At 50.8% G+C, this 23,001-nt stretch carries 19 protein-coding genes and 1 other annotated feature; of the genes, 14 read left to right on the top strand and 5 right to left on the bottom strand.

Annotated elements, in window-relative coordinates; translation table 11 throughout:
* Positions 1–69: 69 nt before the first annotated feature.
* Positions 70–3,450, top strand: coding sequence for a mechanosensitive channel MscK (gene mscK, locus LVQ76_RS02130; protein WP_232864137.1), 3,381 nt, complete (start codon positions 70–72; stop codon positions 3,448–3,450).
* Between the two features lie 3 nt (positions 3,451–3,453).
* Here the strand turns inward: mscK and rsmS are convergent, their stop codons facing one another.
* Positions 3,454–3,609: a pleiotropic regulatory protein RsmS gene (rsmS, locus tag LVQ76_RS02125; protein ID WP_064516707.1), complete on the bottom strand. Its 156-nt coding sequence runs from the start codon at positions 3,607–3,609 to the stop codon at positions 3,454–3,456.
* Between the two features lie 38 nt (positions 3,610–3,647).
* On the bottom strand, positions 3,648–4,184 hold the full coding sequence (gene priC, locus LVQ76_RS02120) for a primosomal replication protein PriC (protein WP_232920865.1): 537 nt from the start codon (positions 4,182–4,184) through the stop codon (positions 3,648–3,650).
* Positions 4,185–4,229: 45 nt separating this feature from the next.
* Here priC and LVQ76_RS02115 point away from each other — a divergent pair, with 45 nt between their 5' ends.
* The 4 genes from LVQ76_RS02115 to LVQ76_RS02100 all read left to right on the top strand — a co-directional run bounded on the left by LVQ76_RS02115 (position 4,230) and on the right by LVQ76_RS02100 (position 7,933).
* Entirely contained in the window at positions 4,230–4,607 is a 378-nt protein-coding gene (locus LVQ76_RS02115; RefSeq protein ID WP_232864139.1) for a DUF454 family protein, read from the top strand.
* 149 nt (positions 4,608–4,756) lie between these two features.
* Positions 4,757–5,308 (top strand): adenine phosphoribosyltransferase, encoded by a 552-nt coding sequence (gene apt / locus LVQ76_RS02110; protein ID WP_034458083.1) that lies wholly within the window; start codon positions 4,757–4,759, stop codon positions 5,306–5,308.
* A gap of 163 nt (positions 5,309–5,471) precedes the next feature.
* On the top strand, positions 5,472–7,391 hold the full coding sequence (gene dnaX / locus LVQ76_RS02105) for a DNA polymerase III subunit gamma/tau (protein WP_232920864.1): 1,920 nt from the start codon (positions 5,472–5,474) through the stop codon (positions 7,389–7,391).
* Positions 6,721–6,785: a sequence feature (DnaX frameshifting element), on the top strand. Its footprint overlaps the gene before it by 65 nt.
* Positions 7,392–7,603: 212 nt before the next feature.
* On the top strand, positions 7,604–7,933 hold the full coding sequence (locus tag LVQ76_RS02100; RefSeq protein ID WP_034458087.1) for a YbaB/EbfC family nucleoid-associated protein: 330 nt from the start codon (positions 7,604–7,606) through the stop codon (positions 7,931–7,933).
* A 287-nt stretch (positions 7,934–8,220) separates the two neighbouring features.
* On the opposite strand, the gene LVQ76_RS02095 is transcribed toward LVQ76_RS02100, so the two are convergent.
* Positions 8,221–9,132, bottom strand: coding sequence for a LysR family transcriptional regulator (locus LVQ76_RS02095; RefSeq protein ID WP_232920863.1), 912 nt, complete (start codon positions 9,130–9,132; stop codon positions 8,221–8,223).
* Positions 9,133–9,236: 104 nt separating this feature from the next.
* Between LVQ76_RS02095 and LVQ76_RS02090 the strand changes: the two genes are divergently transcribed.
* From LVQ76_RS02090 to LVQ76_RS02055, 8 genes are all read left to right on the top strand, one after another.
* A complete protein-coding gene (locus LVQ76_RS02090) occupies positions 9,237–10,106 on the top strand; it encodes a pirin family protein (protein ID WP_232904146.1) in 870 nt (289 codons plus the stop codon).
* Between the two features lie 107 nt (positions 10,107–10,213).
* Complete coding sequence (gene recR / locus LVQ76_RS02085) at positions 10,214–10,819, top strand: recombination mediator RecR (RefSeq protein ID WP_034458095.1); 606 nt, start codon at positions 10,214–10,216, stop codon at positions 10,817–10,819.
* Between the two features lie 117 nt (positions 10,820–10,936).
* On the top strand, positions 10,937–12,811 hold the full coding sequence (htpG, locus tag LVQ76_RS02080; protein WP_232920862.1) for a molecular chaperone HtpG: 1,875 nt from the start codon (positions 10,937–10,939) through the stop codon (positions 12,809–12,811).
* A gap of 207 nt (positions 12,812–13,018) precedes the next feature.
* A complete protein-coding gene (adk, locus tag LVQ76_RS02075) occupies positions 13,019–13,663 on the top strand; it encodes an adenylate kinase (RefSeq protein ID WP_232920861.1) in 645 nt (214 codons plus the stop codon).
* Positions 13,664–13,846: 183 nt separating this feature from the next.
* A complete protein-coding gene (hemH, locus tag LVQ76_RS02070) occupies positions 13,847–14,809 on the top strand; it encodes a ferrochelatase (RefSeq protein ID WP_232904144.1) in 963 nt (320 codons plus the stop codon).
* 63 nt (positions 14,810–14,872) lie between these two features.
* The gene (locus LVQ76_RS02065; protein ID WP_151994783.1) at positions 14,873–16,177 is read left to right on the top strand and encodes an inosine/guanosine kinase; all 1,305 of its coding nucleotides are present in this window, start codon (positions 14,873–14,875) and stop codon (positions 16,175–16,177) included.
* Positions 16,178–16,438: 261 nt separating this feature from the next.
* A complete protein-coding gene (locus LVQ76_RS02060) occupies positions 16,439–16,687 on the top strand; it encodes a helix-turn-helix domain-containing protein (protein WP_232920860.1) in 249 nt (82 codons plus the stop codon).
* Positions 16,688–18,004, top strand: coding sequence for a type II toxin-antitoxin system HipA family toxin (locus LVQ76_RS02055; protein ID WP_232920859.1), 1,317 nt, complete (start codon positions 16,688–16,690; stop codon positions 18,002–18,004).
* A gap of 39 nt (positions 18,005–18,043) precedes the next feature.
* Here LVQ76_RS02055 and ybaL read toward each other — a convergent pair whose 3' ends face one another.
* Entirely contained in the window at positions 18,044–19,705 is a 1,662-nt protein-coding gene (ybaL, locus tag LVQ76_RS02050) for a YbaL family putative K(+) efflux transporter (protein WP_232920858.1), read from the bottom strand.
* A 215-nt stretch (positions 19,706–19,920) separates the two neighbouring features.
* A complete protein-coding gene (locus tag LVQ76_RS02045; RefSeq protein WP_232920857.1) occupies positions 19,921–21,129 on the bottom strand; it encodes an MFS transporter in 1,209 nt (402 codons plus the stop codon).
* A 189-nt stretch (positions 21,130–21,318) separates the two neighbouring features.
* Between LVQ76_RS02045 and ushA the strand changes: the two genes are divergently transcribed.
* Positions 21,319–22,971 carry a bifunctional UDP-sugar hydrolase/5'-nucleotidase UshA gene (gene ushA, locus LVQ76_RS02040; protein WP_232920856.1) on the top strand — a complete coding sequence of 551 codons (1,653 nt, stop codon included), beginning with the start codon at positions 21,319–21,321 and terminating at the stop codon, positions 22,969–22,971.
* The last annotated feature ends 30 nt before the right edge of the window (positions 22,972–23,001 follow it).

Below are 23,001 nucleotides of genomic sequence, written 5' to 3'. Positions count from 1 at the left end.
CTAATCTTGCGGCTCATATTTCGTCTTTAACTCGCCATCCTTCGGCCTGTTCTCAAACACTGTCAAACTATGCCGCAACTCTTGTGTTCACTGTATTCACGTCGCGTACCCGCACGTTTTTTGCTCATTGCATTCGTTAGCCTGTTTTGCGTGCTGGCGCAGCCAGTCTGGGCGCAAAAAAATGGTAGCGATCTCCCGAGCCGCGATGAGATTCAAAATCAGCTGTCTGCACTGAATAAGCAAAAGACACTGTCTCCAAATGACAAACTCACCCAACAAGATCTCAATGAGACTCTTGAGGTGCTGGATAAAATTGATCGGGTCAAGGATGAAACGGCAAAACTCCATCAGCAGGTGACGGAAGCACCGAAAGTGCTGCGTAAAGCCACTGATGCGCTCAACGAGATTAAAAACCAACACGCCAACCCGGCTGATGAAGAAGCGGAAATCGAAGCGCTCAGTTTGCGCCAACTTGAGTCTCGTCTGAATGATTTAATGACGGAGTTACAGAACGCGCAAAGCGATTTGGCGACCTGGAATAGCCAACTGATTTCGCTGCAAACGCAACCTGAGCGTGTTCAGAATGCCATGACCGCGGCATCGACTCAGCTTGAAGCGATTCGTAATCGTCTTAATGGTGTCACGCCAGGCGCTGTAGACTTACGACCAAGTCAGCAAACTTTATTACTGGCCCAACAAGCATTATTGAACGCGCAGTTAGATCAACAGCGTGACAGCCTCAAAGGCAACACCATCTTGCAAGATACGTTGCAAAAGCAACGTGACTACACCAACGCGCATATTAATCAAATGGAGGCGACCCTCCAGATCCTGCAAAAAGTGGCGAGCAGTAAGCGTTTAACTCTTACGCAGCAAACCGCGCAGGACGCCATAGACTCTGAAGATACCGTTAAGATTCAGCAAAATCCGCTGGTTAAGCAGGAGCTGGATATCAACCATCAGCTGAGTCAGCGTCTGATAGACGCCACTCAGCATGCCAATGAAATGGTGCCTTCGAGCATTCGCATTAAAAATACACTGGATCGTGCTCTGCAATCTGAACGTAACCTCAAAGAGCAGATCGCCGTTCTGAAAGGCAGCTTGTTGTTGTCGCGTATTCTTTACCAACAACAGCAACAGAACCTGCCGTCTGCGGAAGACACTGAAGATCTGACCAACCGCATTGCGGATATTCGTCTCGAACAGTTCGATGTGAACCAACAACGTGACGCGCTATTCCAGCCGGATGAGCTGGTCGCGAAAATCGAAGATGGACATAAAGCGGATGTCACGCCAGAAGTCCACGATGCGTTATTGCAGGTTCTGGATACTCGCCGCGAATTGCTTGATCAGTTGAATAAGCAGCTTGGCATGCAATTAATGCTGGCAATCAACTTGCAGAATAACCAGCAGCAGCTGCAAAACGTCACGAAATCACTCGACCAGATCCTGACTGAGCAAATTTTCTGGGTAACCAGTAATAAGCCGATGGATTGGGACTGGCTGAAATCATTGCCTTCTTCATTGCGCGATCAGTTTAAAAACGCCAATCTCAATTTTAAAGGGCCTGAGAACTCGCTTAAAATTCTCGCCATCCTGCTACTGATGATTCCTGCTTTGTTGCTGGCAGGCGTTATACGCTGGCGCTTTAAAGCGATAGACCGCTATCTGGAAAAGCAGGCGAGTCGTGTCGGGCAGTTGCGTAACGATAGCCAAATGCTGACCCCGAAAGCCATTGCTCTGACGCTGGTTAAAGTTTTGCCCGGCGCTTTGGTTATCTACTCAATCGGCCTGGTGTTTGCTGGCTTGCAAATGAACATCAGCGAATCGATGCTGGCATTTTGCAAACAGCTCTCCTTGTTCTGGTTAGTCTTCGGCTTAACTTACCAGGTGCTCTCTAAAAATGGTGTAGCTGTCAGCCACTTTAATATGCAACCGCAGCTGTGCAGCCATTATCGCCGCCAACTGGTGCGTATTGGTTGTGCGCTATTACCGTTGTTATTCTGGTCGGTGCTCGGTGAACGTTCGCCGCTACATCTGGTTGAAGATGCGTTGGGTCAACTGATCATCTTCTTCAACCTGTTGCTTATCACCGCGCTGGTCTTCCCAATGTGCCGTGAAAACTGGCGCAACAAAAACAACCACACCATGCAGTTGTTTACTGTCACGATGATGGGTGTGGTGCCCGCGGTGTTAATCGTGCTGACAGCGATGGGATATTTTTATACGACACTTCGCCTTGCCGGTCGCTGGATTGAAACTATCTATCTGATACTTATCTGGAACCTGGTTTATCAAACCGTCCTGCGCGGATTAAGTGTTGCCGCGCGTCGTATGGCTTATCGCCGTGCCGTTGCGCGCCGTGAGAATCTGGTGAAAGAGGGCGCAGAAGGGGGCGAGCCGGTAGAAGAGCCACCGTTAGCATTGGACCAAATCAACCAACAAACTATGCGTCTGGCTATCATTGCTCTGTTCGCCCTGTTTGCTCTGGTGTTCTACACCATTTGGTCTGATTTATTCGGGGTATTCGGTTACCTGGACAGCATCCAACTCTGGAGTTATAGCGCTTCGGAAGCGGGTGTAGCAGTAGTGAAAAACGTCACTATGGGCAGCCTGTTATTTGCCGCGATTGCTTTTGCTGTTGCCTGGGTGCTGATTCGCAACTTGCCGGGCTTGCTTGAAGTACTGGTGCTTTCGCGTCTGCAAATGCGTCAGGGTGCTTCATACGCCATCACGACCATTCTTAACTACGTCATTACTGCTGTCGGGGCGATGACCATCTTTGGTTCACTCGGCGTGTCGTGGGATAAGTTGCAATGGCTGGCGGCGGCGTTGTCGGTGGGCTTAGGTTTTGGTTTGCAGGAGATATTCGGTAACTTCGTTTCCGGCCTGATTATCCTCTTCGAGCGCCCGGTGCGTATCGGCGATACCGTCACGATTGGTGCTTATTCCGGTAGCGTGAGCAAAATTCGTATTCGTGCCACCACGATTACAGACTTTGACCGCAAAGAAGTGATCATTCCGAACAAAGCGTTTGTGACGGAACGACTGATCAACTGGTCGCTTACCGACACCATCACTCGTGTGGTTATCCGTCTGGGAGTGGCTTACGGCTCCGATTTGGATAAAGTACGTGAGATCTTACTGAAAGCGGCCCATGAGCATCCGAAAGTGATGCACGACCCTGAGCCTACGGTGTTCTTCACCACCTTCGGGGCCAGTACGTTGGATCATGAGCTGCGTCTGTATGTGCGTGAACTGCGTGATCGCAGCTACACCGTCGATGAGCTAAACCGGACTATCGATCGTCTGTGTCGAGAAAATGGCATTAATATCGCCTTCAACCAACTTGAAGTTCATCTGCGTAATGACAAAGGCGATGAATTGACAGAAGTGAAACGCGATCATAATGGCAAATCAAACGGTGGTGACATCGTTCCTGCTCAGTAAAAATTAGCGGGAGGTGTTCTCTTCCCGCTTACGCAAAAAATCCTGACGGACAATCTCAAGCGCTGCGAGCGCGGTTTCCGTCGGGATTTCATGTTGTTCTAGCAGCATTATCAAATCGACCGCCAGTTTGACTTCTTCTGGTGCGTTTTCCAGCGACATTACGTTTATCCGTTCAAGTAAATGGTTTGGTTTAAGCGTTAGCTTAGCCCACGTTCGCGGCGTTCGATGGCGCGTTCAATTCGCGTCAACGCCTGGCGGCAGCGCTGCAAACGCCCTTCGAGAGCTGCCAGTTCCTTCTGGAGTTTTTGCTGCCCGGCAAGCGTGACTTGTATCGAAAGTTGGCTTTCACGATCGCTAATCATAATCTGGATGCGGCGTTCGTAATCCTGATGCGTTGAGAGTTTCTCATACAGATTCTCGGCAACCACGGGCTGCGGATCATTTTTACGCATCTTCACGGTGGCGAGTTCACGCTGCAAGGCGGCAATTTGCGCCACGAGTTTTTCGGCGAGATACGCAACTTGCTCCGCTTTGCCGACTTTCACGCTAAGCTCTAACTGCGCGAGATTTGCCTGAACTTCGGTCAGATAATCTTTAAGTTGCGTGCTGTGAGTGGAAAACAGTTTACGATCGAAGCGTGCTTGCGATGCGCGTTGTAACGAGACAGGCGCAATGGCCTGTGCGAGTTCCGCGACGCGAGCATCCAAAGCTTGTAACAGCGCGGCGGTTTTCACAAAATGAATCTCCAGTGTTGCACGTGTTTAAGTACGGAATAATGAATGAAACGGATCATTTTAATCATCATTGGTTGGCTGGCGGTAGTCCTTGCGACGCTGGGTGTTGTCTTGCCTTTACTTCCCACAACCCCATTTTTGCTGCTGGCGGCCTGGTGCTTCGCCCATTCCTCGCCGCGCTTTCATCACTGGTTACTGTACCGCTCATGGTTTGGCAGTTATATCCGCCATTGGCAGGACCATCGTGCGCTGCCACCGGGTGCCAAACCCAGGGCGTTGATTTTCATCGTGTTAACTTTTGCCGTCTCTCTTTACCTGGTCAACATTCTTTGGGTCAGGCTACTATTATTGATGATGATGTGCGCACTGCTGTTCTTTATGTGGCGCATGCCGGTAATTGACGAAAAGCAACAAAAGCCATAAAGCGCATTTGCAGTGGTTGCAATTGTTGGTGCCAGCCAGTAAATTCGACCGTTTTCGAGCATGGTATGACTGATTAATGAATCATCAATACTTCATTAATTAACCTGTTCCGTGCTTTGTTAGAACCTTGTTTTTAGCAGGCATTAATTATGACCGCGACTGCGCAGCAGCTTGAATATCTGAAAAACAGCATCAAAAGCATTCCAGACTACCCAAAACCTGGGATCTTATTCCGTGACGTTACCAGCTTGCTTGAAGATCCGAAAGCTTACGCCACCAGCATCGAATTATTAGTCTCACGCTTTAAAGACGCCGGTATCACCAAAGTGGTGGGTACCGAAGCGCGTGGGTTCTTGTTTGGTGCACCGGTTGCGCTGGAGTTAGGTGTTGGCTTCGTGCCGGTTCGCAAGCCAGGCAAACTGCCACGCGAAACAATCGCTGAAAACTACGAGCTGGAATACGGCACCGATCAACTGGAAATCCACGTTGATGCAATCGAGCCTGGCGACAAAGTTCTGGTAGTGGACGATCTGCTGGCAACCGGCGGTACCATTGAAGCAACAGTGAAACTTATCCGCCGTCTGGGTGGGGAAGTGACTGACGCTGCGTTTATCATCAATCTGTTTGATATTGGTGGTGAACAGCGCCTGGAAAAAATGGGCGTGAAAAGCTACAGCCTCGTACTTTTCCCAGGTCACTGAGTTCAGCCTTCGTATTCCCCAAATTATACCCATTAGCATTCGAGTTGCAGCCAACACCCCTGCAGCTTGAAGGATGATGGGTATAGAAGCCTCGCCCATCAGGTGAGGCTTATGTTAGCATTACCCCCCTGAATTCACTCCCGCGATGTAGAGCCTATCTCGAATGAGCTACCAGGTCTTAGCCCGCAAATGGCGGCCACAAACTTTTGCTGATGTAGTCGGCCAGCAACACGTGTTGACTGCTCTGGCTAATGGCTTATCCATGGGCCGAATCCATCACGCCTATCTCTTTTCGGGGACGCGCGGCGTGGGTAAAACATCCATCGCTCGCCTGTTGGCGAAAGGGTTAAATTGTGAAACCGGCATTACCGCCACCCCTTGCGGTGTGTGCGACAATTGCCGCGAAATCGAACAAGGTCGCTTTGTTGATCTGATTGAAATTGATGCCGCCTCGCGTACCAAAGTCGAAGATACGCGTGATTTGCTGGATAACGTTCAGTACGCGCCAGCGCGTGGCCGCTTCAAAGTTTATCTTATCGATGAAGTGCACATGCTCTCCCGCCACAGCTTCAACGCATTGTTGAAGACGCTTGAAGAGCCGCCATCGCACGTCAAATTCCTGCTGGCGACGACTGATCCGCAAAAATTGCCGGTCACTATTCTTTCTCGCTGCCTGCAATTCCACCTGAAAGCGCTGGATGTCGAACAAATCCGCCATCAACTGGAATACATTCTTGGCGAAGAAAAAATCCCCAGCGAAACCCGTGCTCTGCAACTGTTGGCTCGCGCCGCAGATGGCAGCCTACGTGATGCACTAAGTCTTACCGACCAGGCGATTGCCAGCGGTGATGGGCAGGTAACAACTGCCGCTGTCAGCACGATGCTGGGTACGCTTGATGACGACCAGGCTCTTTCGCTAGTAGAGGCGATGGTGCAGGCTGATGGTGAGCGGGTGATGAACTTGCTTAATGAAGCCGCCGGGCGTGGTGTTGAGTGGGAAGCTTTGCTGGTGGAAATGCTGAGTTTGCTGCATCGCGTGGCGATGGTTCAGCTTTCGCCTGCTGCGTTAGGCAGCGACATGGCCGCGATTGAACAGCGTATGCGTGAGCTGGCGCGCGTCGTGCCGCCTGCTGAAGTTCAACTTTATTACCAAACCTTGCTGATTGGCCGCAAAGAGCTGTCCTGGGCGCCAGATCGACGTATGGGCATTGAAATGACTCTGCTGCGCGCACTGGCATTCCACCCGCGCAAGCCGCTACCAGAGCCAGAACAACCGCGTCAGGCGCCAAGTATTCCGGTGGTGAACCCTGTTCCGGTGCGCCAACAAATAGCCCCCGCGCCACGGCCAAATGAGACTGTGCTGCCAGACACCACCAGTCAGGTGTTGCAAGCGCGAACACAGCTCATGCGCCAGCAGGGAGCGAACAAAGCAAAAAAGAGTGAGCCGGCAGCGCCAAATCTAGCGCGGCCGGCAAAGAACAGCACTGCTCTGGAACGCTTAGCCTCGGTGAGCGAGCGTATCCAGTCCCGGCCCGCAGCGCAGACAGAGGAAAAGCCTGAGCCAAAGCCCGAGGCTTATCGCTGGAAGTCGCAAATTGTTTCTGATGTCGTCGAAGAACCGGTTGCGACACCAAAAGCATTAAAACGCGCGATGGAGCATGAGAAAACGCCTGAGCTTGCGCAGAAACTGGCTCTGGAGGCCATTGAGCGCGATAGCTGGTCGGCTGAAATTAGCCAACTGGTGCTGCCGAAATTAGTGCAGCAGCTTGCATTAAATGCCTGGAAAGAGCAGGACGGCAACCGAGTGTGTTTGCACTTGCGCCCGGCACTACGGCATTTGAATTCACCGTCGGCGCAGAAAACGCTGGCGGACGCATTGAGTACTTTTAGTGGTGAAACTGTTGAGCTGACTATTATTGAAGATGATAATCTTGCGCAACGTACCCCGCTTGAATGGCGCCAGGCTATCTATGAAGAGAAGCTGGCACAAGCGCGGGAAGCAATGAAAACTGACAACAACATTCAGACGCTGCGTCGTTTCTTTGATGCGGAACTGGATGACGATAGTATTCGACCAATTTGACAGACCGGTTATACCCTTCGCCCTTCAAGTTGCAGGGTTGTTGGCTGCTCTCGTTCACCCGAATCACTTACTCAAGTAAGCTCATCGGGATTCATTCGATTGCCGCCTACCTGCATCTTGAAGTAGCTTGGGTATATGCCGGTTTGTTGTAAACCCTGATAGCCGATAATCGTCACGTACGGTTAGTCGGCCCGAGCAAAAGAGAGAAGACTATGTTTGGAAAAGGCGGTCTGGGCAACATCATGAAGCAAGCCCAGCAGATGCAGGAAAAAATGGCCCAGGTTCAGGAAGAAATCGCCCAAATGGAAGTCACTGGCGAATCTGGCGCGGGTCTGGTTAAAGTGACCATCAACGGTGCTCACAACTGCCGTCGCGTGGAAATCGATCCAAGCCTGATGGAAGACGACAAAGAGATGGTTGAAGATCTGGTTGCTGCGGCCTTCAACGATGCGGCACGTCGTATCGGCGAAGCGCAGAAAGAGAAAATGGCTGGCGTGTCCAGCGGGATGCAGTTGCCACCAGGCTTCAAAATGCCATTCTGATTTTCCGTCATTCTTCGTGTTGCGGGGGCGTTGGCTACGTTATTCGGCTCATCCGTGAGCCTCACCCCTTCGGGGCCGCAGCAAGCAGCGTTCAAATCTGCTCCCGGCAGATTTGTCACAAACCCCAGTCACTTACTGATGTAAGCTCCTGGGGATTATGAGCCTCGTCCATGAGGCTCACCCTTTGGGCCAGCGCAAGCGCTGTTCAAATCTGTTCCAGACAGATTTGTTGCTCACTTGCCGCCTTCCCGCAACGCGAATTATTTTGGAAAATCAATTTTCCAGGTCTACTCCTCCTCAAACTCTGCATAACTCTCCACCAGAAAATCAATCAATGCCCTGACAGCCGGTAACTGGCCGCGCCGTGAAGGAAACACCAAATGAATAACCTCACGCCTTGCTCGCCACTCCGGTAACAAACGCACCAGGCTCCCGTCTGCCAGTTGCTTGTTGACCATCAATATCGGCAACTGAACCAACCCCACACCTGCCAGCGCAGCCGCTCGCAGCGCATCCATATCAGTGGTCACAAAACGTGGCTTGTGATGCAGCGTCACTTCCTGACTATCCGGGCCGAACAGGCACCAGCGGTAAATCTGCTGCGGTTTTGACAACGCAAGGCTTGGCCAGTGCTGAAGATCTGCCGGTGATGCAGGCGTTGTAAAGCGCTCAACCAGTTCCGGGCTGGCTACCAGGCACATGCCGCGATCCGCCAGTTTACGCATCACCAGATCGCTATCGTCCAACGGCAATGGACGTACCCGCACCGCTAAGTCGACATTTTCATTTAGTACATCAACCTGGCGATTTGTCTCTTCTAGCTGCACGGTGACTTGCGGATAAAGCGCCATAAACTTCGCCAGCATCTCCCCGATATGCACATGCAGCAGGGCAATCGGGCAGCTCAGGCGGATCAGCCCGCGAGGCTCTGCGCGCAAAGAGTTAATCGCTTCCTGAGCGGCTTCGGCTTCAATAATCATCGCCTTGCAGTGGCGATAAAAAATCTGCCCGGCTTCGGTCACTGTGAAACTGCGTGTTGAACGCTGAATCAGGCGTGTCTCAAGACTTTCTTCCAGTAGTGCAATTCGGCGACTCAAGCGTGATTTTGGAATACCGATAACGCGGCTCGCTGGAGAAAACCCTCCGTTATCGACCACTTGCACGAAATACCACAGATCGTTGAGGTCTTGCATTTTCATTGTCCTGTTTATGGAACACTGAGTTCATTTTCAGAGTCTACCGAGGAATTCGTCTTATGAGTAAGCTTTATCTCAACAGAAATCGACACTCAATGGAGATAACGATGAAATCAATTCTTGGCGTTTATTCAGCACCGGCTTCCCACTGGGTGGGCGATGGCTTCCCGGTTCGCTCACTGTTTTCTTACTCAAAGTTTGAAAAACAGCTCAGCCCGTTCCTGCTGCTCGATTACGCAGGACCTGCGGAATTTAAGCCGAGCAACAAAGGGCAGCGTGGCGTTGATGTACACCCGCACCGCGGTTTTGAAACCGTCACCATCGTCTACAAAGGCGAAGTGGCGCACCGCGACTCCACCGGCAGCGGCGGGGTGATTGGCCCGGGTGACGTGCAGTGGATGACCGCGGGTAGTGGCATTTTGCATGAAGAGTTCCACTCACCGGCGTTTAGCGAGAAGGGCGGTACGCTTGAAATGGTTCAGCTGTGGGTCAACTTGCCAGCCAAAGACAAGTCGACACCACCGAACTACCAGTCCATTACCGACGCCGATATTCCGGTCGTGACACTGCCGGATAACGCAGGACAGGTGCGAGTCATCGCAGGTGAAATGGATGGCGCAAAAGGCCCGGCACACACGTTTTCTCCACTGCGTGTGCTGGATATGCGGCTCAATGCGCACAGTTCTACACAACTGACGCTGCCAGATGGCTGGAACACGGCGCTGGTGGTTCTCAAAGGCACGGTACAGGTCAATGGGCAGGAAGTGGTTCGCGAAGCGCAACTGGTGGTGCTGGATGCTAAAGGCGAAACGGTGACGCTTGAAGCCAACAATGATGCCGTTGTGTTGGTGTTGAGCGGTGAGCCGCTTAATGAGCCAGTGGTCGGCTACGGACCGTTTGTGATGAACACTCGTGAGGAAATCAAAGAGGCCATTGACGATTTTAATCAGGGAAAATTTGGTCAGAAGATAGCGTAAATCATTCCCCCTGTGCGAGTCATCGCGCAGGGGGAATATCTTTTTCTATGTCCTTCAGCGGGGCTAATGTTAGGCTATGGCCCACTCTTTTTTCAGAAGTCTGAGCGATGCAAACCAGTCCTTTACTAACCGCCCTTATGGAATCCTTGCGCTGCCTGCCAGGCGTTGGCCCAAAGTCTGCCCAACGTATGGCGTTCGCGCTCCTGCAACGCGACCGCAGCGGTGGGATGCGTCTTGCTCAAGCGTTAACACGCGCGATGTCTGAAATCGGCCACTGTGCTGATTGCCGTACTTTTACTGAACAGGAAGTGTGCGCAATCTGCGCCAATCCGCGTCGTCAGGAAAATGGCCAGATTTGTGTGGTGGAAACTCCGGCAGATATTCACGCTATTGAAGCGACCGGCCAATTTTCCGGGCGCTATTTCGTACTGATGGGGCATTTATCTCCGATAGATGGTATTGGCCCGCAAGACATTGGCCTCGATAGGCTTGAACAGCGTCTTGAGCGCGAAACCATTAAAGAACTTATTCTTGCCACCAACCCAACCGTGGAAGGTGAAGCCACCGCCAACTACATTGCCGAGTTATGCGGGCAATATGGCGTGGACGCCAGCCGTATCGCGCATGGTGTGCCGGTCGGCGGCGAGCTGGAAATGGTCGATGGCACTACGCTTTCGCACTCTCTTGCTGGGCGTCACAAGATTAATTTCTAATCACTTGCGGGGAGGTTTTTAATCCTCCCGCTTGAAAACCCTCCTTTCTATCCTCATATCACCCTCAGCGTTTTAAAACCCCCTGCGTATTTTGATTTTGTTGAGGTATCAATGACCATGAAAGGACAAGAGACACGTGGCTTCCAGTCTGAAGTGAAACAACTTCTGCACCTGATGATCCACTCCCTCTACTCAAATAAAGAAATTTTCCTACGTGAGCTGATCTCCAACGCCTCTGATGCGGCAGACAAATTGCGCTTCCGCGCCCTGTCTCAAGCAGACCTCTACGAAGGTGACGGCGAGCTGCGCGTGCGCGTCTCTTTTGATAAAGAAAAACGCACCCTGACGATTGCCGATAACGGCATCGGTATGACCCGTGACGAAGCGATTGACCACCTCGGGACCATCGCAAAATCCGGCACCAAAGCTTTCCTCGAATCCATGGGTTCTGACCAGGCGAAAGACAGCCAGCTTATCGGCCAGTTTGGTGTGGGCTTCTACTCTGCGTTTATCGTGGCAGATAAAGTGACTGTGCGTACTCGCGCAGCAGGTGTGCCTGCAGATCAAGCTGTGTTCTGGGAATCAGAAGGTGCTGGCGAATATACCGTTGCGGATATCACTAAAGCCGATCGCGGGACTGAAATTACCCTGCACCTGCGTGAAGGTGAAGATGAGTTCTTAGACGATTGGCGAGTGCGTTCGACTATCAGCAAATACTCTGACCACATCGCCTTGCCGGTTGAGATTGAAACTCGCGAAGAGAAAGATGGCGAAACCATTCTCGGCTGGGAAAAGATCAACAAAGCCCAGGCGCTGTGGACCCGTAGCAAGTCTGAAATTAAAGACGAAGAGTACAACGAGTTCTACAAACATGTGGCTCATGACTTTACCGACCCGCTGACTTATAGCCATAACCGCGTGGAAGGGAAGCAAGAGTACACCAGCCTGCTGTACATCCCGTCTCAGGCGCCGTGGGATATGTGGAACCGTGACCATAAGCACGGCCTGAAACTGTACGTGCAGCGCGTGTTCATCATGGACGACGCTGAGCAGTTTATGCCGAACTACCTGCGTTTCGTGCGTGGTCTGATAGATTCCAACGATCTGCCGCTGAACGTGTCGCGTGAAATTCTACAAGACAGCCGTGTAACGCAGAATCTGCGTAGTGCGCTGACCAAACGCGTATTGCAGATGCTGGAAAAACTGGCGAAAGACGACAGCGAAAAATACCAGACCTTCTGGAAAAACTTCGGCCTGGTGCTGAAAGAAGGCCCTGCTGAAGACAACGCAAACCAGGAAGCTATCGCTAAACTGCTGCGCTTTGCGACCACGCATACCGATTCCGCTACACAAACTGTGTCGCTGGAAGAGTACGTGTCGCGCATGAAAGAAGGGCAGGAGAAGATTTACTACATCACTGCCGACAGCTATGCCGCCGCGAAGAGCAGCCCGCATCTGGAATTGCTGCGTAAGAAAGGCATCGAAGTATTGCTGCTTTCTGACCGCATCGATGAGTGGATGATGAGCTACCTGACCGAATTCGACGGCAAAATGTTCCAGTCAGTCAGCAAAACTGACGAGTCACTGGAAAAAATGGCTGACGAAGAGACTCCGGAAGCGAAAGAAGCTGAAAAAGCACTTGAGCCGTTTGTTGACCGTGTGAAAACCCTGCTGGGTGAGCGCGTGAAAGAAGTGCGTCTGACGCACCGTCTGACCGACACGCCAGCTATCGTGACCACCGACAGCAACGACATGAGCACGCAAATGGCCAAACTGTTTGCTGCTGCGGGCCAGGAAGTGCCGGAGGTGAAGTACATCTTCGAGCTGAACCCGGATCATGGTCTCGTGAAACGTGTTGCGGATACTCAGGATGAAGCACAGTTCGCTGAGTGGGTTGAGCTGCTGCTTGACCAGGCTCTGTTAGCTGAGCGCGGTACGCTGGAAGATCCAAACCAGTTTATCCGTCGTATGAACCAGTTGCTGGTTTCTTAATGACAGGGGCGGGTAGCGATTACGTTTACCCGCCATCCGCCATCAAGAAAAGATAAAAACCTGCCAAAACGGCAGGTTTTTTTTCATCTAAACGCCGCTAACGGCGCTCACAAGCCCCGCTATTCTTGAGGTGAATACGTCTTTAATGGTAAGGTCATCGCCTCTGCTTTAAATAATCAAAAATCCAAACGAATGGGGAATTACGCAATGCGTATTATTCTGCTTGGCGCTCCGGGCGCAGGTAAAGGAACTCAGGCTCAGTTCATCATGGAGAAATATGGCATTCCGCAAATCTCCACCGGTGACATGCTGCGTGCTGCAGTGAAATCTGGCTCAGAACTGGGCAAACAAGCAAAAGACATCATGGATGCCGGTAAACTGGTTACAGATGAACTGGTTATCGCTCTGGTTAAAGAACGCATTACCCAGGAAGATTGCCGTAACGGTTTCCTGCTTGATGGTTTCCCTCGCACTATTCCACAAGCTGATGCAATGAAAGAAGCGGGCATCAATGTGGACGTAGTTCTGGAGTTCGCCGTGCCGGATGAGCTGATTGTTGAGCGTATCGTTGGCCGTCGCGTACATGCGCCATCGGGCCGCGTTTATCACGTCACCTTCAATCCACCGAAAGTGGAAGGTAAAGACGACGCAACGGGTGAAGAACTGACTACCCGTAAAGACGATCAGGAAGAGACCGTGCGTAAGCGCCTGGTGGAATACCATCAGATGACCGCTCCGCTGATCTCTTACTACAGCAACGAAGCTGAAGCCGGTAACACCAAATACGTGAAAATCGACGGCACCCGTAAAGTGACCGAAGTGAGTGCTGAGCTGGCTAAAATCCTCGGCTAACCCCACCCGTAATCTTTCAAGTTGCAGATAACACACCTGCACCTCGAAATCTTTTGGGTAGATAAAAATACCAGGACCTGTTCCTGGTATTTTTTTACCCAAATTTTGCCCTTTCATTGTAATCGGTTCTCCTGAAGCGCTTTTACGTTACAATTATCAGCAATCTGTTGATAAGGAGTGGAAATGAATCAGGAAAAAGTGGGTATCTTACTGGCAAACCTTGGCACGCCTGACGCACCCACTCCGGCGGCGGTAAAACGCTATTTACGCCAGTTTTTGAGCGACAAACGCGTGGTTGATACACCGCGCCTGATTTGGTGGCCGCTATTGCGTGGCGTGATTCTCCCTCTGCGTTCTGCTCGTGTCGCCAAGCTTTATCAGTCGGTATGGATGGACGAAGGTTCTCCACTGTTGGTTTATAGCCGTCGCCAACAGGCCGCACTGGCCGCGCAATTACCTGATGTACCGGTCGCACTCGGTATGAGCTACGGCACGCCGTCGCTGAAAAGTGCGGTGGAAGAACTGATGACGCATCACGTTGACCATATCGTTGTGCTGCCGCTGTATCCGCAGTTTTCCTGCTCGACGGTCGCCGCCGTGTGGGACGAATTAGGGCGCATTTTTGCCGATTACCGTTCCTTGCCGTCGATTTCCCTGATTCGTGATTATGCTGACGACGAGTCCTACATCAACGCGCTGGTGGCGTCGGTCAGAGAATCTTTTGCAAAGCACGGCGAACCAGATTTGTTGCTGCTCTCCTATCACGGGATTCCCCAGCGTTACGCCAACGAAGGCGATGATTACCCGCAACGATGCCGAGACACGACCCGTGAATTGCTTTCGGCACTTGAGCTCCCGCCAGAAAAAGTGATGATGACGTACCAGTCGCGTTTTGGCCGTGAGCCGTGGTTGATGCCTTACACCGATGAAACGCTGAAAATGCTGGCGGAGAAAGGGGTGAAACACATTCAGGTTATGTGCCCAGGTTTTTCTGCCGATTGCCTCGAAACGCTTGAAGAAATGGCGGTACAAAACCGTGAAGTGTTCCTCGAAGCAGGCGGTACAAAGTATGAATATATTCCTGCGCTCAATGACGACCCAGCCCACATCGCAATGATGATGAATCTGGTGCAGAAATATCGCTGATCTCGCTTAGGGCCGTTAATGTGCTACCATTTCCGGCCTGATTAGCAACCTCCGAACAACATCATGAAATTTCCCGGCAAACGAAAATCCAAACACTACTTCCCTGTAAACGCACGTGACCCATTACTGCAACAGGTTCAGCCTGAAAGCGAAACAGGCACTTCCTGGATAGTCGGGATAGACCAAACGCTGGTGGATATCGAAGCCAAAGTGGACGATGCGTTCGTTCATCGTTACGGTCTGAGTTTCGGGCACTCACTGGTTATTGAAGATGATGTTGCGGAAGCGCTGTATCAGGAGTTGGTGAAAAAAGATCTGATTACCCACCAGTTTGCTGGTGGCACCATTGGCAACACCATGCACAACTATTCGGTTTTGGCCGATGACCGCTCTGTTTTGCTGGGCGTGATGTGCAGCAATATCGAAATTGGTAGCTACGCCTACCGCTACCTTTGCAACACCTCCAGCCGTACCGATCTCAACTATCTACAAGGTGTTAACGGCGCGATTGGCCGCTGCTTTACGCTGATTGGCGAGCAGGGCGAGCGTACTTTTGCGATAAGCCCTGGCCATATGAACCAGTTGCGTGCCGAAAATATCCCTGAAGAGGTGATTGCGGGTGCCTCTGCGTTGGTTCTGACTTCCTATCTGGTGCGTTGTAAAGATGGCGAACCAATGCCGGAAGCTACCATGCAGGCCATTGCGTATGCGAAAAAATACAACGTTCCTGTGGTGCTCACACTTGGCACCAAATACGTCATCGCAGAAAACCCGGAGTGGTGGCAGGCATTCTTGAAAGAACATGTCTCAATTCTTGCGATGAACGAAGAGGAAGGGTTGGCACTGACCGGTGAGAGCGATCCATTACTGGCGGCGGATAAGGCGTTGGATTGGGTCGATTTAGTGTTGTGTACCGCAGGGCCTGTTGGCCTGTACATGGCGGGCTTTACAGAAGAGTCTTCAAAACGCACGACACAACATCCGCTGCTGCCGGGTGCGATTGCTGAATTTAACCAGTACGAATTTAGCCGTGCAATGCGCCATAAAGACTGCCAGAACCCGATGCGTATTTTCTCGCATATCGCGCCATACATGGGCGGGCCTGAGAAAATCATGAACACCAATGGCGCGGGCGACGGTGCGTTGGCTGCGCTTCTGCATGATATAACGGCGAATAATTATCACCGTTCTAACGTGCCAAACTCCAGCAAACACCAGCATACCTGGCTGACTTATTCCTCTTTGGCGCAGGTGTGTAAATACGCAAACCGCGTAAGTTACCAGGTGTTGAACCAGCACTCTCCGCGCCTGACGCGTGGATTGCCAGAACGCGAAGACAGCTTAGAAGAGTCTTACTGGGCGCGTTAAAACTTTAGGTGCAGTAATGCTACAAAAGGCTGGTAAGCAAAGCTTACCGGCCTTTTTTACACGCTAGTGCCGGTAAAACAGATTTTACACGCTAGTGCCGGTAAAACAGATTTTACACGCTAGTGCCGGTAAAACAGATTTTACACGCTAGTGCCGGTAAAACAGATTTTACACGCTAGTGCCGGTAAAATTGATTTTACACGCTGGTGCCGGTAAAATTGATTTTACACGCTGGTGCCGGTAAAAGGGGTAAGTTACATAATGAAAATTACTTCTCCAGAACAGTTAGCCATTTTCCTGAAGGACACTCGCAAACAGGAAAAGCAAACGCAGGAAATGTTGTCTGCGAAAGTAGGTTTACGGCAGGATACGATCTCAAAATTCGAAAAAAATCCTGCTAAAACGCAAATCGAGACCCTGTTTAAAATTCTATCTTCCATGAATATGGAGCTTCATATTGAGCCGAAAACAACACAAGGTCGTGCTGAGACATGGAAAGAGGAGTGGTAGATGAAAAGTTTGTCGGTGTTTATGAATGGATATCTGGTTGGGAAGCTGAGGCAAGAGGATAACGGCGCTAATTTTTTTCAGTATGACGATAGCTGGCTAAACACCAGCGGTGCCCGTCCAATATCACTTTCCATGCCGCTGCGGGCGACAGAATATCTGGGTGAAGTTGTTTTTAACTTTTTTGATAATTTGTTACCTGATAGCCGCGAAATCCGCGAGCGGATTGCGAGCCGCTATCAGGCGAATTCGATTCAACCATTTGATTTATTATATGAAATTGGCAGGGATTGCGTAGGTGCATTAATACTGCAACCACCAGAAGAGGCTATTCAGAATATAGAAAAAATAGATGGCGAGGTACTTGATGGAGAAGACCTCGACAGCATTCTGACTGGCTATTTGAGTCACTCCCGTTACCTTCAACAAGAAATGCGTGATTTTCGTATTTCAATTGCGGGGGCACAAGAGAAGACGGCGTTACTTCGCTATCAGGATTGCTGGCAATTACCTAAAGGTATTACACCGACTACCCATATATTCAAATTGCCTGTTGGAGAAATCCAGGGGCATAGCTTTACATTGGATCTTCGTGATAGCGTCGAAAATGAATGGCTCAGTATGTTATTGGCAAGACTATACGGGTTGGAGGTCGCAGATTGTGACATCGTGATAACCCAGCATACTAAGGTGTTAGTGGTAAAACGCTTTGATCGTCGTTTTGTTAGTCATAATAGCTGGATTGCCCGTTTGCCGCAGGAAGATATTTGCCAGGCGCTAGGGATTCCGTCAACCAAGAAATACGAAAGCGACGGTGGTCCCGGGATTTCTGTGATCATGAGGTTTTTATTGGGCTCTGATCATGCTGAAAAAGATCGCGATAACTTTATGCGTAGCCATATTCTTTTCTGGTTATTGGCTGCGAGTGATGGCCACGCAAAAAACTATTCCGTCTCGATTATGCCGGGTGGGGGTTACTGCCTAACGCCGCTATACGACATTATGTCCTGTTATCCACTTATTGGTGGCCGTGGTCTTGCGAAGCAGGATATCAAAATGGCGATGGCGCTGGCTTCAACAGGGAAAGGAAAAAAATATGAATGGAATATGATCTTTCCACGCCATTTCCTGGCAACGGCTAAAAAATGTGGTTTTAGTGAGTCCCGCATGGCGGAGTTGATAGAGGAGTTTTACCTAAAGACACCAGAAGTACTCAGGCAGGCAAGAGAGTTGCTTCCTGCAACATTCCCTGAGCATATCAGTGATGCAATATTTAATGGTGTGGAAAACGCGGTCCGTCGCCTTGCTAAATTAAATTAGAGTGGGCTGGACCCACTCTAAAACATCACCAATGACTACTTACTGAACGGTTGAATGTTCCAGCATTCCCATCATGGTATTGGCTATCTCGCGCTCACCCATCACGACACGATTGGCACCACGTTCGGTGATGTAATCCACTTCATCGTCATAATGAGCACGGGCAATAATCTCGATATCTGGGCATTTCGCACGCGCTGCAGCAACAATTTCACCCGCCTCGTAGCCATTAGGAATCGTCAGTAATAACCAACGTGCGCAATCCAGGTGGGCGAGATTCATGATCTCTTCATTGGCCGCATTGCCGAGCACTGCGCGAATCCCACGTTCACGTAGCTCATCGACCCGGCTGCGAGACGTTTCAATCACCACCAGCGGAATGCCCTGAGCCAGCAATTTCTCACCCAGCAAGCTGCCTACACGCCCAAAACCAACCAGCAACGCGTGGTGGCAAATATCGACCGGAATTTGCTTCTCGTCTTCGATAGCTTCTTCCAGCGTCTGCTCTTCCAGCGTTTCGGTTTTTGCGAGATAACGCTCAAGCACTGCAAACAAAATCGGATTGAGCATAATCGACAAAATCGCCCCTGCCAGCACCAGATTTTGCCCGGTCTGCGGAAGCAGATTTAATGCCATACCAAGCCCTGCAAGGATAAAGGCGAACTCACCAATTTGTGCAAGGCTTGTGGCGATGGTTAATGCCGTGCGTTGCGAGTGACCAAACAGGCGCACCAGGAAGAAGGCGGCTAGCGACTTACCAAAGACGATGATCGCAACCGTACCCAGTACCGCGAGCGGTTCCTGAATCAAAATTAATGGGTCGAACAACATACCTACGGAGACAAAGAACAGCACGGCAAACGCATCACGCAGTGGCAGCGTGTCGTGTGCGGCGCGGTGGCTTAATTCAGATTCATTGAGCACCATTCCTGCGAAGAATGCCCCCAGGGCGAATGAAACATCAAACAGTTCGACCGCACCAAAAGCAATGCCCAGCGCCAGCGCGAGAACGGCTAGCGTGAAGAGTTCGCGCGAACCAGTTGCGGCACTTCGCGCCAGAATCCACGGCACCACGCGGCGGCCAACAATCAGCATAATGGCAATAAACGCCACCACTTTACCGATGGTCAAACCCAAATCCAACGTCAGAGTCGCAAAGCCAAGGTCGCCTTTTTCCATCATTCCGGCGACAGCTGGCAACAGAACCAGCGTTAACACCATCACCAGATCTTCAACTATCAGCCAGCCAATGGCGATTTGCCCGCGCTGGCTATCAATGAGTTGCCGTTCTTCAAGCGCGCGTAGCAGCACCACGGTGCTGGCGGTTGAAAGGCATAACCCAAATACGATACCGGTCATCAGCGACCAGCCCATCAATGATGAGAGCGCCATTCCCAGTAGCGTCGCCACACCAATCTGGGCGATAGCTCCGGGGATGGCGATGGCCTTTACCGCCATCAAATCCTTTAACGAAAAGTGCAAACCAACGCCAAACATCAGCAGAATCACGCCCAGCTCAGCTAATTCGGGGGCAAGTTTAGTGTCTGCGACAAAGCCTGGCGTAAAAGGGCCGGCCAATACCCCTGCTAGTAAGTAGCCCACCAGAGGTGAGATGCGAAGTTTGTTGGCGACCATACCGAGCAAAAAGGCCAATACGAGGCCGCCGACAATGGTGGTGATAAGCGGGGTGGCGTGATGCATTCCGTCTCCTTTCGTAACAAATAAGATCCAATAACCTACATTTAGTTTATGACAATTTTTTAATCGATGTGGGTGTTAAATAGATCGTTTTTTAATAAAAGGCGCATTTAGACAAAAATTGGCATCTGAATGGGGTTTTATACACTTAGTTTAAGAAAGGTATGGGTAAACGTGGGTAATATAAAGGGTCAGAGGCAATCTCTGACCCTTTATAACTATGACTTATGGCGATTATCAGGCAGGAATATGGTCAATATGCCGAGAAGTGGCAGGAAAGCACATATTTTATAGACTAACTCGATACTTGTATGGTCGGCTACCAGGCCGAGTATTGCAGCACCCAGCCCACCCATCCCAAAAGCAAAACCGAAAAATAGCCCGGAAACCATACCGATACGCCCAGGCATCAGCTCTTGCGCGTAAACCAGAATCGCTGAAAACGCGGAGGCAAGGATAAAGCCAATAATCACGGTCAGAATCCCGGTCCATTCTAGGGATACATATGGCAAGAACAGGGTAAATGGCGCGACGCCGAGGATTGAACCCCAGATAACGTATTTGCGACCGATTTTATCGCCCACCGGCCCACCAATTACTGTCCCGGCAGCGACTGCAAACAGGAAGGCAAATAGATGGAATTGGGCATTTTGCACCGATAAACCAAATTTGTGCATCAGGTAGAAGGTGTAATAGCTGCTGATACTCGCCATATAAAAATACTTGGAGAAAATCAGTACCAGCAATACAGACACCGCCTGAATCACTTGCTTGCGCGGTAGCGGGTTAACGACAGGTGCTGCGGTTTTACCTTTCGCCATACGATGTTGCGCCGCATACCAACGGCTAATTTGCAGCAATACGATAATTGCCAGTAGAGCGGCCAACACAAACCAGCCCACATTGCCTTTGCCGTAAGGCGCGATAATCAGCGCAGCCAGCAACGGCCCTAAAGAGCTACCAAAGTTGCCGCCAACCTGGAACAGCGACTGCGCAAGGCCGTGACGGCCACCGGATGCCATACGCGCTACGCGGGATGATTCCGGGTGGAAAACGGAAGAACCGGTTCCTACAAGCCCGGCTGCCAATAGCACCATTGGGAAACTGCCCGCCAATGCGAGGATAACTAACCCGCAAAGTGTGAAGCACATACCAATCGGCAACGACCACGGCATCGGGTATTTGTCGGTGTAGTATCCTACCACCGGCTGAAGGAGCGATGAGGTCACCTGGAAGGTGAGCGTTATCATCCCAATCTGCACAAAGCTCAGAGAGAACTCGCTCTGGAGTAGCGGGTAGAGCGCCAGAATAAGCGACTGAATCATATCGTTGAGCAAATGGGAGAGACTAATTGCCCCCAGAATGCCAAACGCGGTGCGAGCCTTTTTAGGCTCAGGCGATGCGAGAGTTTGTTCCGAGATTGCCATAAATACCTGCAAAGAATTGATTGTATTATTTTATATCGGTTCAGCGATGGAACCGTGGGAAACAGTTACCCTGCTAACATACCTGCAGGAACTTTCTGAAGAAAGTCACAATCGTGAAAAGTTATTTGTCTATGCTAGTAGCTGTCTGCTATTGGTGCGGAAGTATTTTTTTGAATATGGAGATTTGCAATGAAGTTCGTCGTGAAAGGGGTGACCGCAGCACTGCTTATCGCAGTCGGCTTGACCAGCGCATCTGCACTGGCCTGGGAAAAAGATAAAACTTATAACATCACCATTTTACACACCAATGATCACCACGGTCATTTCTGGCGCAATGAACACGCGGAATATGGCCTGGCTGCACAGAAAACTCTGGTGGATAGCATTCGTAAAGAGGTGGCAGAGAAGGGAGGCAGCGTACTGTTACTCTCTGGCGGCGACATCAACACCGGTGTACCTGAATCTGACTTGCAAGATGCAGAACCTGATTTTCGTGGCATGAACCTGATTGGTTATGACGCGATGGCAATCGGCAACCACGAATTCGACAAACCGCTGACCGTATTACGTCAGCAAGAAAAGTGGGCCAAATTCCCGCTGCTTTCGGCCAACATTTACCAGAAAAGCACCGGCGAGCGTCTATTTAAGCCTTGGGCCATCTTTAAGCCACAGGATATTAAAATCGCGGTTATCGGTTTAACCACAGACGACACCGCGAAAATTGGCAACCCGGAAAACTTCACCGATATCGAATTCCGCAAACCTGCTGAAGAAGCAAAGCTGGTGATTCAGGAGCTGCAAAGTACTGAAAAACCAGATGTGTTAATCGCGGCAACCCATATGGGCCACTATGACAACGGCGACCATGGCTCTAACGCGCCGGGCGACGTAGAAATGGCGCGCAGCCTCCCTGCTGGTGCGTTGACGATGATTGTTGGCGGGCACTCACAAGATCCGGTCTGCATGGCTTCGGAAAATAAAAAGCAGGTGGATTACGTGCCTGGCACGCCATGTGCGCCGGATCAGCAAAACGGTATCTGGATTGTGCAGGCCCATGAGTGGGGCAAATACGTAGGTCGTGCTGATTTTGAATTCCGTAATGGTGAAATGAAACTGGTGCATTACCAGCTGATCCCCATCAATCTGAAGAAAAAAATCACCTACGATAATGGTGAAAGTGAGCGCGTGCTTTACACGCCACAGATCCCGGAAAACCAGCAAATGCTCTCACTGCTGACGCCATTCCAGAATAAAGGCCAGGCGCAGTTGAATGTAAAAGTCGGCAGCGTTAACGGCCACTTGGAAGGCGATCGTAGCAAAGTACGTTTCGTGCAAACCAACCTGGCGCGTCTGCTGCTGGCGGCACAAATGGACCGTACCGGTGCTGATTTTGCTGTGATGAGCGGCGGTGGCATTCGTGATTCGATTGAAACCGGCGACATCACTTATAAAGATGTGCTGAAGGTTCAGCCGTTTGGTAACACAGTGGTTTATACCGATATGACGGGCAAAGAAGTCACCGAATATCTCAGTGCCGTAGCGCAGAAAAAACCCGACTCGGGTGCCTACCCGCAGTTTGCGAATGTCAGCTTTGTGGCAACCGCTACTGGCCTACAGGACCTGAAAATCAAAGGTGAGCCGGTTGACCCAGCGAAAACCTACCGTATGGCGACGTTAAACTTTAACGCCTCCGGTGGTGATGGCTATCCTGCTATCGATAAAAAACCGGGCTATGTGAACACCGGTTTTGTGGATGCAGAAGTGCTGAAGCAATATATCGAGAAGAACTCTCCGCTTGATGTTAATGCTTATGAGCCGAAAGGCGAGGTGAGCTGGCAGTAAGGCAATTTGTCGGATGTCGCTACGCTAATC

Origin of the sequence: Buttiauxella cochleicola (genome assembly GCF_021283185.1) — a bacterium.
Classification (GTDB): Bacteria; Pseudomonadota; Gammaproteobacteria; order Enterobacterales; family Enterobacteriaceae; genus Buttiauxella; species Buttiauxella massiliensis.
The sequence above is the reverse complement of the archived record's forward strand: the minus strand, read 5'-3'. Positions and strand labels throughout refer to the sequence as shown.